Source organism: Marinomonas sp. HM11-D (genome assembly GCF_057626615.1).
Window position 1 is genome coordinate 17,009 of the sequence record NZ_JBMMKT010000006.1, and the last position, 13,791, is coordinate 30,799.

At 48.0% G+C, this 13,791-nt stretch carries 14 protein-coding genes; 6 read left to right on the forward strand and 8 right to left on the reverse strand.

Features of this window, described 5'->3' with window-relative positions; all coding sequences use genetic code 11:
- Positions 1-83: 83 nt before the first annotated feature.
- On the reverse strand, positions 84-1,994 hold the full coding sequence (locus ACOSVP_RS10425) for a putative bifunctional diguanylate cyclase/phosphodiesterase (protein WP_487347439.1): 1,911 nt from the start codon (positions 1,992-1,994) through the stop codon (positions 84-86).
- A gap of 340 nt (positions 1,995-2,334) precedes the next feature.
- Between ACOSVP_RS10425 and ACOSVP_RS10430 the strand changes: the two genes are divergently transcribed.
- The 4 genes from ACOSVP_RS10430 to ACOSVP_RS10445 all read left to right on the forward strand — a co-directional run bounded on the left by ACOSVP_RS10430 (position 2,335) and on the right by ACOSVP_RS10445 (position 5,726).
- On the forward strand, positions 2,335-2,841 hold the full coding sequence (locus ACOSVP_RS10430) for a glycine cleavage system transcriptional repressor (protein ID WP_487347440.1): 507 nt from the start codon (positions 2,335-2,337) through the stop codon (positions 2,839-2,841).
- Positions 2,842-2,967: 126 nt separating this feature from the next.
- On the forward strand, positions 2,968-4,224 hold the full coding sequence (locus ACOSVP_RS10435) for an MFS transporter (protein WP_487347441.1): 1,257 nt from the start codon (positions 2,968-2,970) through the stop codon (positions 4,222-4,224).
- Positions 4,225-4,305: 81 nt separating this feature from the next.
- Positions 4,306-5,253: an SPFH domain-containing protein gene (locus ACOSVP_RS10440; RefSeq protein ID WP_487347442.1), complete on the forward strand. Its 948-nt coding sequence runs from the start codon at positions 4,306-4,308 to the stop codon at positions 5,251-5,253.
- Entirely contained in the window at positions 5,253-5,726 is a 474-nt protein-coding gene (locus tag ACOSVP_RS10445) for an NfeD family protein (RefSeq protein WP_487347443.1), read from the forward strand. The genes ACOSVP_RS10440 and ACOSVP_RS10445 overlap by 1 nt, the downstream gene beginning before the upstream one ends.
- A gap of 4 nt (positions 5,727-5,730) precedes the next feature.
- Here the strand turns inward: ACOSVP_RS10445 and ACOSVP_RS10450 are convergent, their stop codons facing one another.
- A complete protein-coding gene (locus tag ACOSVP_RS10450; RefSeq protein ID WP_487347444.1) occupies positions 5,731-6,627 on the reverse strand; it encodes a DMT family transporter in 897 nt (298 codons plus the stop codon).
- A 177-nt stretch (positions 6,628-6,804) separates the two neighbouring features.
- Between ACOSVP_RS10450 and ACOSVP_RS10455 the strand changes: the two genes are divergently transcribed.
- Positions 6,805-7,083, forward strand: a complete 279-nt coding sequence (locus tag ACOSVP_RS10455) for a hypothetical protein (protein WP_487347445.1) — start codon at positions 6,805-6,807, stop codon at positions 7,081-7,083.
- 6 nt (positions 7,084-7,089) lie between these two features.
- Positions 7,090-8,289: a leucine-rich repeat-containing protein kinase family protein gene (locus ACOSVP_RS10460; RefSeq protein ID WP_487347446.1), complete on the forward strand. Its 1,200-nt coding sequence runs from the start codon at positions 7,090-7,092 to the stop codon at positions 8,287-8,289.
- A 17-nt stretch (positions 8,290-8,306) separates the two neighbouring features.
- On the opposite strand, the gene ACOSVP_RS10465 is transcribed toward ACOSVP_RS10460, so the two are convergent.
- From ACOSVP_RS10465 to ACOSVP_RS10490, 6 genes are all read right to left on the reverse strand, one after another.
- On the reverse strand, positions 8,307-8,975 hold the full coding sequence (locus tag ACOSVP_RS10465; protein WP_487347447.1) for a YoaK family protein: 669 nt from the start codon (positions 8,973-8,975) through the stop codon (positions 8,307-8,309).
- A 121-nt stretch (positions 8,976-9,096) separates the two neighbouring features.
- A complete protein-coding gene (locus tag ACOSVP_RS10470) occupies positions 9,097-9,492 on the reverse strand; it encodes a DUF3465 domain-containing protein (protein ID WP_487347448.1) in 396 nt (131 codons plus the stop codon).
- A gap of 37 nt (positions 9,493-9,529) precedes the next feature.
- Positions 9,530-10,114: a hypothetical protein gene (locus ACOSVP_RS10475; protein WP_487347449.1), complete on the reverse strand. Its 585-nt coding sequence runs from the start codon at positions 10,112-10,114 to the stop codon at positions 9,530-9,532.
- Between the two features lie 158 nt (positions 10,115-10,272).
- Positions 10,273-11,820: an alkyl hydroperoxide reductase subunit F gene (gene ahpF, locus ACOSVP_RS10480; protein WP_487347450.1), complete on the reverse strand. Its 1,548-nt coding sequence runs from the start codon at positions 11,818-11,820 to the stop codon at positions 10,273-10,275.
- A 200-nt stretch (positions 11,821-12,020) separates the two neighbouring features.
- Positions 12,021-12,578, reverse strand: coding sequence for an alkyl hydroperoxide reductase subunit C (ahpC, locus tag ACOSVP_RS10485; protein WP_487347451.1), 558 nt, complete (start codon positions 12,576-12,578; stop codon positions 12,021-12,023).
- Between the two features lie 135 nt (positions 12,579-12,713).
- Positions 12,714-13,781, reverse strand: coding sequence for a response regulator (locus ACOSVP_RS10490; protein ID WP_487347452.1), 1,068 nt, complete (start codon positions 13,779-13,781; stop codon positions 12,714-12,716).
- Positions 13,782-13,791 lie beyond the last annotated feature (10 nt).

The window sequence follows — 13,791 nt, forward strand, 5'->3', positions numbered from 1 at the left end:
CATCTGTTCAGTTTGACAAAAAAAGAGCGCCAACGGCGCTCATTTTTAGGAGTTTCAGAATTAATTCATAATCTGTGTCGTATTCAACCCAGGTGTTGGATCAGCTCATTTTCCGGCACAGGCGGTAGGAATAAGTAGCCCTGCAAATACTCAATGCCCATATTCGTTAGCAAGCGACGCTGGTCCTCGGTCTCGACCCCTTCGGCCACGACTTTGTAATCAAAGGCGCTGGCAATCTGAGACACGGCTTCAACAATCGCGCGGCCGCCAGTGTCCATGGTCCAGATAAAGCTACGGTCGATCTTAACGTAGTCCACGTCAAACTCTTGCATTACAGAGAGTGAAGAATAACCGGTACCAAAGTCATCAATGGAAACCTGAACGCCTAAGTCTTTTAGGCGTTTGATATTGTCGATCAAACGGTGCTTATCATGAGCAAACAAGGATTCCGTGATTTCCAAATCCAAACACTCGGCGGGGAAGTCGGTGCGTTTGAGGGTGGCTGCCACTTCGTTCGGGAAATCGTCATCCAACAGCTGTTGGATGGAGACGTTTACGCTCACCCCTAGACCTTCGTGATGAGCTTGCATGCGTTTGCCGGCTAGGCAGGCTTCACCTAAGACCCATAGACCAATGGCGCGGATAAAACCATATTGCTCGGCGATGCCGATAAACTCATCCGGCGGAATCATTTCATTGTCTAAACGCCAGCGCAGTAGTGCTTCGACAGAATCGATACGACCCGTTTCAGCGGCGATGATAGGTTGATACACCAAGAACAGCTCATGGCGATGGATGGCATTTTCCAAGTGATCCCGTAAACGAATCTCGCGCATTAGTTGCTCTCGTAGGGATTCGTCAAACACGCCAGCGCGGCCTTTTTTAGCACGCTTCTGGTTGTACATAGCCATGTCTGCACGTTGAATCAAGCGCTCATGCTGGCTGCCATGCTGTGGGTAATAGGAGATACCAATGGTCGCGCCCAATGACAATTTTGAGCCGTCAATGATGTATGGAATGGAAATTAGGTCGATGATTTCCTGCGCATTTTCTAGCAATTCATCATGTTGCTCAACCGCTAATAAAAACTCATCGCCACCCCAACGACACAGTAGATCGGTTGGTTCGATATTTTGTTGAATACGTTTACTGACTTCACGAATCACGGCATCACCGGTTTCATGGCCAAGGGAATCGTTGATGGTTTTAAAACCATCTAAGTCGATAAACAGCACCGCCAGCTTGGAGTTTGGCTGAGTTTGTAAGCGGTATTCGAGTTTTTCGGAAAAGGCTTTGCGGTTATATAGGCCAGTCAGTGGGTCAATATTAGAGAGCGAATAAATCTCTTGGGTACGCTTAGCCACCTCTTGTTCCATATGGGACAGCAGGTGATCGTTTTGATGCTTCAAATGGATCGAACGGGCCGTATAACGCGCGGCTTTACTGGCTCCGGTCACCATCACAAAGAAGAACGCGATCGTTAAGTAGCCAAGGGTGTCGTAGTCTTCTTGGCTGGATAGCAACAAGGCAATACCCAGCGGCAAGGACAACATGCCGCAATAGAACATGGATAATTTACGAGAACCCGAGAGAAAGGTCACTGAGCCACCAGAGAAGGCCGCAATGACGATGCAGGTAATGGCCAGCTCGGCCCAATTATTGTTCTGCACCACAATGACCGAATACACACTCCAGAGGATACCGCTAATCAAGGCACTAAAGGTAAAACGTGATAGGGCTCGGCCATAGGTAAAGCTGTCACGGTGACGTGCTTTTAAAAAGAAGTACCCCAGATCGACAAAGCGAAACAGTACTACTGCACTGACGGCGCCCCACCAAATCAATTGTGCAATACGCTGGGAGCCTTCGTGTGGGAAGGTAAATACTAAGACGGTAGACGTCAGAAATGTAATCAGTAACCCCATGCCTACATTGCTGTAGAGTAGGTTCACGGCGTCTTTTTGTTCCACTTGTGATAATTCTGTTGGGAGCATAGGGGTCCGTATTTATTCTCTAAAAAATGCGCCACGCGTCGCATCGACGTCGGTCCATGTATCAAGCAATTATGCAGTTATAAAAAACAGTGTTGTCATGATAACGCTAAAAAGCACCGATTAATTATATCTAATTTATCGGGAGAGAAGGCTGAATCTTGAACTTTGTTTAGCGAAAGTCCTGTTACAAAGTTTGCTTCCCCTAGAAATGCATCGCTAGATGGTTAGATCAAATATCTATGAGGTGAGTCTGAGGAAAGTGTTTTTCTTGCTGACGTAAGCTAAAAGACGGGTTTATACTGAATCTATCGTATGCAGTAACAACAATAAGGATGGCCTTATGACACAGCATTTAGTGTTGACGGTAATTGGTGATGATCGTCCAGGATTGGTAGAAGCCTTGTCTCACGTAGTAGCCGAACATCAGGCAAGCTGGAGTGAGAGCCGCATGGCGCATTTGGCCGATAAGTTTGCCGGCATTGTCACCGTTGAAGTCCCCAAAGAAAACGAAGCATCGTTGATCAAAGCGCTACAGGATCTCTCTTCTGTTGGCCTAAAAGTCTCTGTTGAAGTAGCAAATAAACACGTATCAACAGGCGAAATGGTGGTCTTGTCTGTAATGGGCAATGATCGTACTGGCATTATCCGTGAAGTGTCGAAAACACTGAGTATGTTGGGTGCCAACGTAGTGGATTTGAATAGCTACTGTGAACCAGCACCGATGAGCTCGGAAATGCTGTTCAAAGCTGAGATCGAAGTCCTACTACCAAGCGACTGTTCATTAGAGACCTTAGAAAAAGCGGTTGAAGCCATCAGCAGTGACTTGGTGGTTGAACTAGCGGATTAAGCTGAAAAACGCGCTTAAATAAGTATTTTCGCTGCTTTTCGGGGAAACATTGTGCTACCCATTGCAGCTTTCTCAGAACCTGTTTCAATAGTGCTATAACTATTGGAACAGGACCTCTCTCGCGAAATGCAATTACCCGCCACCTTCCGCGCTTTATCGAATACAAACTTCCGTCTCTGGGTGCTTGCGGCATTCGTGTCAAATATCGGTACTTGGCTACAACGTACCGCACAGGATTGGATCGTTATTTCCGAACTGTCCGACCACAATGCGGCGGCGGTGGGTATCGTGGTGTTTCTGCAGTTTATCCCGCAAATTATTTTGTTGCCGGTCACCGGTTGGGCCGCAGATCGTATTGATCGTCGTAAACTATTACTGGGCACGCAAATCGCCATGGCGCTGTTAGCGCTTATTTTAGGTGTGTTGGCGATTTCAGGTGTCATTGTGTTGTGGCACGTGTATGCCTGTGCATTAGCGTTGGGCGTTGTGGCGGCTTTTGATGCGCCAGCGCGTCATGCTTTTGTTTCGGATGTGGTCACCGAAAAAGAAGTGCCGAACGCAGTGTCACTGAACTCCATGTCGTTCCACTCGGCACGTTTGATTGGTCCTGCAATTGCCGGCATCTTGATTGCCGCAGTGGGCGCAGGTTGGGTGTTTGTGCTGAACGTAGTGACCTTTGGCCCCTTGTTAGTGGTCTTGTATTTGTTGGGTAAACGCACCCTGATCGGCAAAGAAGGCAAAACCGAGAAAACGCAAAATACCGGCTTTTTGGATGGCTTTCGCTACCTAAATCAGCACCGTGAAATGATTGTTGTGCTGGTGATGGTGGCCATGATCACGGCCTTGGCGATGAACTTCCCTGTGTACTTATCAGCGATGACGGTACAGGTGTTTGATGGCCATGCAGGTCAGTACGGCTTGTTAATTTCGATGATGGCAATTGGCTCGATCGCAGGGGCCTTGATTACTGCGAGCCGCAAGCAGCCAACCATGGGCTTTTTGGTGTGCCTTCCTGCCGGTGTGGCAGTCAGTGCCTCGTTACTGGCGTTAGCGCCAAGCTTCCTAACCTTTGCTGTGATGATGTCCGTACTGGGGTTGAGCGTACAGCTACTGACGATTTCTTCGTTTACTTTTATTCAACTGTCGACGGTACGTATGTATCGAGGCCGCGTGATGGCCATTGCACTGGCGACCATGCTGGGTAGTACCGCATTAGGCGCACCGTTAGTGGGTTGGATTGCGGATACATTTGGTGCCCGCTGGTCGATTGGTATCAGTGGTTTGTCGGCCTTGCTGGCATTTGCTCTAGGGGTGACTTTCTACCGACGTTATTACTTACCGCAGCAAGCGCTAAAAGAAGCACAAGAGAGAACGGAGCCATAGGGCTCCGTTTGTTTTTGTTAGGTCAGGCAGTTTCGCTGTAAATGGTATATGTTTGTATAACTATCTGAAAAGGAGCGTTTCATGGATATCGTGCAGTTTGTGTTGGATTACCTAATTACCATACCGGTGGCGCTGCTGATTTTTGCGCTGTTGTTTCTAAAATCATCCGTTATTTTCGTACCGCAAAACCGCGCCTACATCATTGAGCGATTTGGTAAATACCAAAGTACTCGAGAAGCGGGCTTGAACTTCCTGATCCCATTGATTGATCGGATTGCCGCCGACCGTTCCTTGAAGGAGCAAGCGGTGGATGTGCCACAGCAAAGCGCGATTACCAAAGACAATATCTCCCTGCATGTGGACGGAGTGCTGTACTTTCGCGTACTGGATCCCTACAAGGCAACTTATGGGGTCGACGATTATGTGTTTGCGGTGACGCAATTGTCACAAACCACCATGCGTTCTGAACTGGGTAAGATGGAGCTGGATAAGACCTTTGAAGAGCGTGATGCCCTCAATACCAATATTGTTTCGTCGATTAATGAGGCCTCAGGCCCATGGGGCATTCAGGTATTGCGTTACGAGATCAAAGACATTATTCCGCCCCAGTCGGTGATGGAAGCCATGGAAGCGCAGATGAAAGCCGAGCGGGTGAAGCGGGCGCAGATCCTAGAGTCGGAAGGGGATCGTCAGGCGGCCATTAACCGTGCCGAAGGTGAAAAACAAGCCATTGTCTTGGCGGCAGAAGCCGACAAGGCTGAGCAAGTGCTGCGTGCCGAAGGTGAGGCCAAGGCCATTATTGCGGTGGCGGATGCGAAGGCACAAGCACTGCAAACCATTGGTGCTCAAGCGAATACAGAAGATGGTCAAAAAGCCATCCAACTGGAGTTGGCAGGCAAAGCTATTGAAGCGAAACAGGCGATCGCGAAAGAGTCTTCGGTGGTGATATTGCCGGACAGCGCCACCGATGCTAACGCCTTAGTCGCCCAAGCTACGTCGATCATCAATCAACTGAATAAGAGTATGTAATGGAGCTTTTGTCGTCTTACCTCATCCAAGTGTTGGCCATTTTAGGGCTAGTGCTGCTGGCCATTGAAGTGTTGGTGCTGGGCATGAGCACGATAGTGCTGTTGTTGACTGGCTTAGGCCTGCTACTGACGGCGTTATCCATGTACCTAGGTTGGGTGCCCAGTACATGGCCGTGGGCGCTGATGGCCACGACAGGATTTACTGTGGCGCTGGGGGTTGTACTTTGGCCGATCTTTAAGCGCATGCAAACGCCAACAGAGCACAAAGCCGTACAGAGTGATTTGATCGGGCACAGCTTTTATTTGCCGATGGACACCTCTGCTAAGCCGTCTGGCAGCTATCGTTTTTCAGGGGTGGACTGGCGTCTGGCCAGCCAGCAACCCATTGCTGAAGGCACCTTGGTAGAAGTGATCGATGTGCAAGTGGGGACGCTTTTTATCCAAGCCAAGCCAACGGCACAAGAGCCTGAGTAACGCTTTATTTGGCGCTGGTCATGGCTGGTTGCTTTTTTGAAGGCCATTTTAGACGACTAAGATAGACACCACACAAGGTGGTGACCACGCCAATCAATTGTAGCCTTGATAGCGCTTCGCCAAATAAGAAGTAGCCTTCGATGGCGGCCAAAGGGGGCACCAATAGCATTAGGGTGGAGACTTGAGCGGCAGGGATCTTACGCAGCATCCACACCAGTAGGAACACGCCTCCGCAGGATAGGACAATCACACCCCAAGCAATTAAGGCATAGCTCATCATGCTCGGCACCAGCAAGGTTTCCTCGAGTGCCAGCATAAAACCACCCGAAACCACTGCGGCAGAAAGGTTCTGAATTGCCATGGAGGCGATGATGTCAGAGCCGGCAATCGACATTTTTTGATAAATCGAGCCCAGCGCTAAGCTGATTACCCCCGCCAAGCCCATCATGGCCAGCCAGATGCTGAAGCTTGCCACTTCTTGTGTGTGCAGCAGTGACGGGCTGATAACCAGTAATAAGCCCGCAATGGCAATCAGCATGCCGATAACGCCCAATAGGCTGGTTTTCTCTTTGATAAACACGAATGCTAGCAGGGTGACCAATATCGGTTGTACTGAACCAATTAAAGCCATCACTCCTGCGGGTAATCCTTGTGCCAAGGCAATGTAGGCAAAACTCAGGTAAAACGCATTCAGCAAGACCCCAGCGATAACGTGCTTAGGCCACTCTGAGCGCGCAGGAAATGGACGTTTGAATAGCAGTGCCAGCACAACAAAAATGGCACCAGCGAGGGCAAAGCGAATGGCGAGATACACGTTTGGGTCGATCAGCCCGACAATGAACTTGCCAGTGATAAAGCCGGTCGACCAAATGGCGATTAGCAAAACAAATAAAAACGGCATGATCTCAAGTCCATTTGCATTGAAGTAAGGGGAACATTGTAACAGCTACTGTGGTCTTTGATAGGCGAAGATTAGCCAGTGAGACGGCTTAATCGGTGCAAAGTGACTCCCTATCATAGTTGAGAAATGATAGCATTTGCCCCATGAAAAATAGCGCTATTAGCAAGAGATAACCGAATGCCAACTTATACCGTTTTAAAACGAGAACATCTGTATCGCGCCGAGCAAGACGCTGAGGTGATTCAGCAACTGACCCTTTGTGGTTACGCCAATGTTGGCTCGATTGACGCCGCTGATGCCGATCAAGCTGTGGCTAACTTTCGTGCAGAAAACCCAGAGCAAAAACAGAAAAAGGCCCTAGGTCTACGCTGGATGATGGGTGTCGGTGGTGTGTTTGCGGTGGTGTGGTTTATTTACTTAATTTTCTTCCTCTTGCCTATCGCGTTTCAAGACTAGATTTTAATGGCACTATCGACCTTGGAACAATTGCGTCGTGGTGAATGCCACGGCGCAACCTATCTTAAGCTAAGCGAGCAACTGACTGAATTTCCTAAGGAAATTTACACGCTGTCGGATACCCTTGAGGTGCTTGATCTGTCGGGCAATCAACTGACGGATTTACCATCGGACTTCACTCGCTTAAGCAAACTAAAAATCTTGTTTGGCTCCAATAACCCTTTTAAGCATGTGCCCGATGTGCTGGGACAAATGCCCGAATTGGAGATGATTGGTTTTAAGTCTTGTCAGATAAAAACTGTATCGGAACACTGTCTGCCGGTTCGTACGCGCTGGTTAATCCTAACCGATAATCAAATTACGGCCCTGCCTGATGCCATCGGCCGCTTAGCGTGTCTGGAAAAGCTGATGTTAGCGGGCAATGCGATTCGTGAATTACCGGACTCTTTTGCCAGTCTTAACAATCTTCGACTGTTGCGTCTCGCGGCCAATCAATTCACTGCGTTCCCTGATGTGCTGCTGGATTTGCCTAAGCTTGCTTGGCTGGCGTTCTCCGGTAATCCATTTTGCGCGCCGCGCGATGAGCATTTAGATTTTACTCAAGTCGCCTCAACAGAGTTACAGCTGCACGAAGTGCTAGGGCAGGGCGCATCAGGACTGATTTCCAAAGCAAGCTGGTTGCAGAATTTGAATGGCTTTGCTGATGCGGTCGCGGTAAAGGTCTTTAAAGGACAGGTCACCAGTGATGGTTACCCACAAGACGAGCTCGATGCCTGCTTAACCGTTGGCGCTCATGAAAACCTAGTCAAACCCCTAGCACATATTCATGAACCAGACTGTGCGGCGTTGGTGATGGATTTAATCCCCAGCAACTATAACAACCTTGGTCAGCCTCCGAGCCTAGTGTCCTGTACCCGCGATACCTTTACTCAAGGACAATCTTTTAGTGTCGAGCAAGCGGAGTTCATCATCGCGCAAATGCGATCCTTGGTGGCGCATTTGGAAAGCAAACAGGTTAGTCATGGGGATCTCTACGCCCATAATGTGCTGATTAATCCTGAGAGCCATCTCTTATTTGGCGACTTTGGTGCCGCCTCCAAATACCGCCATTTAAGCGAAGCACAGCAAGCGGGCATTCGTCGAATAGAACGCCGTGCTTTGGCCTATTTTGAACAAGATATGCTGGGACTTGTGTCTGAATCTTAGTCGTGCTCAAGTATCCGCTAGCCCGTAGGCTGAAGTTTTCGTAAATAAATACGGTACGTCAGTGCGAGTAGACAGCAAATGGCGGCGGGAAATAATAATGCGGTAAACTTGAGCTGTATGAATAACAGCGCGCCTAAGCTGCTACCAACAATAAATCCCACAATAATCAGGGTAAACAGCTTTGCTTTTCGAGAATCGAGCGGCTTACCTTTAAACAAACTCCCTAGCATAATCCCCAAATCCGTAAAGATGCCTGTTAAATGCGTGGTACGAATGATGGCACCGCTGTAGGTAGTTGCCAGTGCGTTTTGTAAGCCGCAAGCCGCGGAAGCAAAGAAGTGTCCATAAAATGAGTTCTGTGAAAGAAACCCTAAAGCCGTTAACAATAAGCCTGCTTCGATGAACAGCGCCGTATCATAGTGACGTCCAAGTTTTAGTGTGGAACCGTGCAACAGAAACCCCGCCGTAGCGGCACCAACAACAAAGAAAACCATTACCCCGACAAGATGCAGAGCGGTGTGAAAAGAGTGATTAATCAGCCCTGTTCCCAAGAGAGTTGCCGTACCAGATAAGTGAGATACCGATTGATGCTCAAACCCCAACAAGCCAATAGCATTTACTGACCCGGCTATTAACGCGAGGATAAATGCTCCAAGCTCAACCCATTTTGGTAATTGCGAAATCACGATAACAACTTTCCTATGCCGAATGCGTAATAAACAACCTAACCGAAACTCAGGAATTACTATAAGCTATTTGCCGTCATAATCATCGCATCTGGTTTCCATCAGCTAGGCTTGTTAGAGATTACCGATACATTTGACCATCGTGTTTGAGCCAGCCATGTGGGTGGCGGCCACGTGGGTCATGGTGCGTCCAGTGCATCACGCCGCCTTTTTTATTCCATTCGTATTCACCGTAAAACTCCACCGCGTCGCCCACTTTAAGGTTTGGGATGCGTGGTGCAAGGTCAATATTATGCGCTACCAATAAAGTCTGACCATTACCCAGCTGTAAGATAAAACGCTGATGTTTTGAGCCCTTGGTATCGTCCTTGAGTACCTTCAAAACCGTACCGCTGCCTTGAATTTGCAGATCGCTTTGTTGGCTTTCAAAGGCTTGTTGTAGGCGAACATCATCGGCAAGACTAAGTGCTGGAAATGCTAAAAGTAGTGTGAAAAGTAGAGCTAAGATAGTTTTCATATTTACCTATTGTGTTGATATAAAAGGATAGGCTGCTTTAGGCGACCCACTTTTTCTTAGCATTTTTGTCTCGCTGAATCTTGTTTTTACGGATTAATGATTGAAATGCTTGATTGAAAGTATTGCTTGGGAGTTTTAAAGAAGTTCTTGCTGACTCTGCTGTTTTTGGACTACTAAATGTTTTAAGTATTTTCGCTTCCAGCTGTTCAAGTGTCGGTGTTTTGGGGGCTGTTTCTTTTTCCTGGAGAGGCTTGCTCGGTTTCTTCTCTACTTCTTTTGCCTTTGAAAATACTGCGATGTTGTGTGAAACCTTATGCAGCTGACATTGAAAGTTAAAAGCTGTTTTCAGAGCATTGTCTTCGCTGAAAAGAATGAATTGGCAAACTTTTCTTTGTTCTTCAGTGAGTGACATAATGATGCCCACAAGGTCTCCGATAATATAAAAGTCTGCTTGATTAGAGCCTTGCGGGTAGCTTGAATTGAAAATAAAAAGTTTACGTTCGCAAATGGTTTTTATATTTTCACTTTTAGAATACACCAATACCTTATCGGAAATGCTTGCTTGAATAACTTCAAGTAAAGCGGAGCCTGTATTCTCCGCATCCACAAAAATAAACTTCATACGACTCTCCTAGTCTTATCTCTCATCCTTATTGGCGGGTTAAACTACCATTAAAGCTTAGATTAAGTCGTGTATGGTCACAATAATAAAGCCACGAATAAAAAAACCGCCCTCAGTGGCCTGAGGGCGGTTGGTTTTTCAGCGTTTCTTTGATGCGCTTAGTTGCGGATCAAGTGGTCGAAAGCGCCTAGGGCTGCGGTTGCACCTGCGCCCATGGAGATGATGATTTGTTTGAACGGCACGTTGGTAACATCACCCGCAGCAAACACACCTTCCATTGAGGTACGGCCGTGAGTGTCGATGATGACTTCGCCACGTTCCGTTAATTCTAGAGAACCTTTTAGGAACTCACTGTTTGGTACTAGACCGATCTGTACGAAGATACCCGCTAGTTCCAGTTTGTGTGCTTCACCAGTTTTACGGTCCGTGTACGCAAGGCCAGTAACGTGCTCACCGTTACCCAATACTTCCGTCGTTTGCGCTTCGGTAATAATGGTTACGTTTGGTAGAGATTTCGCTTTCTTAACCAATACATCGTCGGCACGTAGCTTGTCGCTGAACTCTAGTACCGTTACGTGTTCTACTAAGCCAGCTAGGTCGATAGCAGCTTCGATACCTGAGTTACCACCACCGATCACGGCTGTTTTCTTGCCTTTGAACAATGGGCCGTCACAGTGTGGGCAGTACGCTACGCCTTTGGTTTTGTACTCTTGCTCACCTGGAACGTTCATTTCTCTCCAGCGCGCACCGGTCGCTAGGACAACGGTTTTGCTCTTTAGTACTGCGCCGTTTTCCAGCTCGACTTCGATCAGTTCTTTCTTCTCAACGCGAACGGCTTTTTGCGTTTTCATTAGGTCCACATCGTAATCTAGAACGTGTTGCTCAAGACCTGCGACCAGTTTTGGACCGTCAGTGGCTTTCACAGAGATAAAGTTCTCGATCGCCATGGTGTCAGATACCTGACCACCGAAGCGCTCAGCTACGACACCGGTACGGATACCTTTACGCGCGGCGTAGATCGCTGCAGCGGCGCCAGCTGGGCCACCGCCAACCACTAGCACGTCGTAGGCTTCTTTCTCAGCAAGGGCTGCGGCTTGTTTCGCTTCGGCGCCCGTGTCGACTTTATTGAGGATTTCATCCAGCGTCATACGGCCTTGGCCGAAGTGCTCACCATTTAGGAACACCGCTGGTACGCCCATGATCTTGCGATCTTCGATTTCTTGTGGGAACAGACCACCGTCAATCATAGTCGCCGTCACTTTCGGGTTCAAAATCGCCATCAAGTTAACGGCTTGAACCACGTCTGGACAGTTGTGACAAGACAAAGAGATGTAGACTTCAAAGTTCAGCTCAGTGTCTAGGTCTTTAATTTGTTGTAGCACTTCTGGTGCTGCTTTAGATGGGTGACCACCCGCTTGTAGTAGGGCTAGTACAAGAGAGGTGAATTCGTGTCCCATCGGGATGCCTGCGAAATGCACGCGCGCTTGGCTGTCTTTCGGGCCAACCGACATTTGTGGGGCGCGGCCTTGCGGTGCTTCGTCCACAGACATGGAAATTTTGGCTTGGTTTAGCTCAGTGATTTCACGAGCCAATTCCAATAGTTCTTCTGATTTTGCATTGCCATTTGAGGACACAGTAATCGCAATCGGACTAACGATGTTTTGAAGGTATGTGCCCAACTGTTGTTTCATATTTGCGTCTAACATAATTTTTAATCCGTTATTTAGTTGAGTTTGATTACAGTGCCTATAAATTTCGGGCGAGTGAGGTCAGCACCTGTCTTCTGTAGGAGAGGGAGGTGTGAGGTACCATGGCTCGAAAAATTCAAATTTGGGCTTTCAACGCCTTGCACTGGAAGGCAAAGCCCGATGTTGGGCGCTAAGCGCCCAACAAAGGAAGAGGCGTCTTAGATTTTGCCTACTAGGTCTAGAGATGGAGCAAGAGTCGCTTCACCTTCTTTCCATTTAGCTGGGCAAACTTCACCTGGGTGTGCTGCTACGTATTGAGCTGCTTTCACTTTACGCATTAGGTCGTCAGCGTCACGGCCGATACCTTCTGCAGTGATTTCCATCGCTTGAATCGTACCTTGTGGGTCGATCAAGAAAGTAGCACGGTCAGCAAGACCTTGACCTTCACGTAGAACACCGAAGTTGTTCGTGATAGTCGCAGTTTGGTCACCTACCATGTAGTAGTTGATTTTGCCGATTGCTGCAGAAGTGTCGTGCCAAGCTTTGTGACAGAAGTGAGTGTCTGTAGATACAGAGAATACTTCAACACCCATTGATTGTAGTTCGTCGTACTTGCTCGCTAGGTCTTCAAGCTCAGTTGGGCAAACGAAAGTGAAGTCAGCTGGGTAGAAGAAAAATACTGCCCATTTACCTAGAACGTCTTTTTCAGAAATGTCTACGAACTCGCCGCCTTTGAATGCTGTTGCGTTGAATGGCTTGATTTGAGTGTTAATCATGTATTGCTCCTTAGTAAGTGTGTGTTTCGCTGTTTGCGTTACCAACAGTGACTATATTATGGGGTCCGTATGACGAATTGAAATTGTGTTTTACTAAAACTTAGATAAAAAAAAACTATTAAGAATAGAAAAAGCCTATTCGTCAGGGTATTGATTACGCACATCCGTAATTTGCACGATTAAATCTAACGCAATGTCAGCAAGTTTGGGATCGAAATGCTGACCGGCTTGATCCTGAACATAGTTAAAGGCTTGCTCTGTGGTCCAAGCTTCTTTGTAAGGGCGCTTAGACAGCAAGGCGTCAATCACATCGGCCAAGGCAACAATACGCCCTTCAAGAGGGATTTCTTCTCCCTTTAATCCAGCAGGGTAGCCTTTACCGTCCCAGCGCTCATGATGGGTCAGGGCAATCGAACGTGCCATTTCGAGCAGAGGATCACCGTCAACCGACAAAATCTCTGCGCCAAACAGCGTATGTTTTTTCATTTCTTCCCACTCATCGGGGTCGAGCTTGCCAGGCTTGAGTAGAATGGCGTCAGCGATGCCGATTTTGCCGACGTCGTGCATGGGCGCGGCGAGAAACACACGTTCTACCCATTCAGGGTCGTCGACACACTGCTCGGCGATCAGCTTGGAAATGTAGCTCATACGCACCACATGAGCGCCGGTTTCATTGTCTTTGTATTCGACGGCGCGACCTAGGTGATGAATGATGCGTACCTTGCTGTCATGCAGTTCTTTAGTACGTTCACGGACTTTCTGCATTAGTTGACGGTTTTGATTGTACAAAGCAATCTGGTTACGCACGCGCGCACGTACCAAAGGCGGGCTAATTGGCTTGGCAATATAGTCCGCCGCACCAATGGCAAAGCCGCGCTCTTCATCACGCACATCGTGTTTGGCGGTGACAAAAATCACTGGGATATTGGCCGTGACAGGATCGGCTTTGAGTCTGCGACAAACTTCGTAGCCGTCCATATCCGGCATCATTACATCCAACAAAATAAGATCTGGTTTAGGACTTTGTTTGGCAATAGACAAAGCGCGAGGACCGTTCAAGGCAACTTTAATACGGTATTCTGCGCGTAGAGACGCGACTAAAACGTCGATATTTTCTGGAATGTCGTCCACCACGAGTAGAGTGGGTTTGTCATAGCCTTCATCTTCAAAAACAGCATTTACGCTTGCGTCATGTTCGACCATATATCACTCG

What these genes read in the sequence shown, in the direction of transcription:
- ACOSVP_RS10450 (WP_487347444.1), bottom strand. Translation starts at nt 6,627, where the DNA reads ATGCCGTTTTTATTTGTTTTGCTAATCGCCATTTGGTCGACCGGCTTT.
- ACOSVP_RS10455 (WP_487347445.1), top strand. Translation starts at nt 6,805, where the DNA reads ATGCCAACTTATACCGTTTTAAAACGAGAACATCTGTATCGCGCCGAG.
- ACOSVP_RS10490 (WP_487347452.1), bottom strand. Translation starts at nt 13,781, where the DNA reads ATGGTCGAACATGACGCAAGCGTAAATGCTGTTTTTGAAGATGAAGGC.
- ACOSVP_RS10435 (WP_487347441.1), top strand. Translation starts at nt 2,968, where the DNA reads ATGCAATTACCCGCCACCTTCCGCGCTTTATCGAATACAAACTTCCGT.
- ACOSVP_RS10440 (WP_487347442.1), top strand. Translation starts at nt 4,306, where the DNA reads ATGGATATCGTGCAGTTTGTGTTGGATTACCTAATTACCATACCGGTG.
- ACOSVP_RS10460 (WP_487347446.1), top strand. Translation starts at nt 7,090, where the DNA reads ATGGCACTATCGACCTTGGAACAATTGCGTCGTGGTGAATGCCACGGC.
- ACOSVP_RS10445 (WP_487347443.1), top strand. Translation starts at nt 5,253, where the DNA reads ATGGAGCTTTTGTCGTCTTACCTCATCCAAGTGTTGGCCATTTTAGGG.
- ACOSVP_RS10425 (WP_487347439.1), bottom strand. Translation starts at nt 1,994, where the DNA reads ATGCTCCCAACAGAATTATCACAAGTGGAACAAAAAGACGCCGTGAAC.
- ahpF (WP_487347450.1), bottom strand. Translation starts at nt 11,820, where the DNA reads ATGTTAGACGCAAATATGAAACAACAGTTGGGCACATACCTTCAAAAC.
- ahpC (WP_487347451.1), bottom strand. Translation starts at nt 12,578, where the DNA reads ATGATTAACACTCAAATCAAGCCATTCAACGCAACAGCATTCAAAGGC.
- ACOSVP_RS10430 (WP_487347440.1), top strand. Translation starts at nt 2,335, where the DNA reads ATGACACAGCATTTAGTGTTGACGGTAATTGGTGATGATCGTCCAGGA.
- ACOSVP_RS10470 (WP_487347448.1), bottom strand. Translation starts at nt 9,492, where the DNA reads ATGAAAACTATCTTAGCTCTACTTTTCACACTACTTTTAGCATTTCCA.
- ACOSVP_RS10475 (WP_487347449.1), bottom strand. Translation starts at nt 10,114, where the DNA reads ATGAAGTTTATTTTTGTGGATGCGGAGAATACAGGCTCCGCTTTACTT.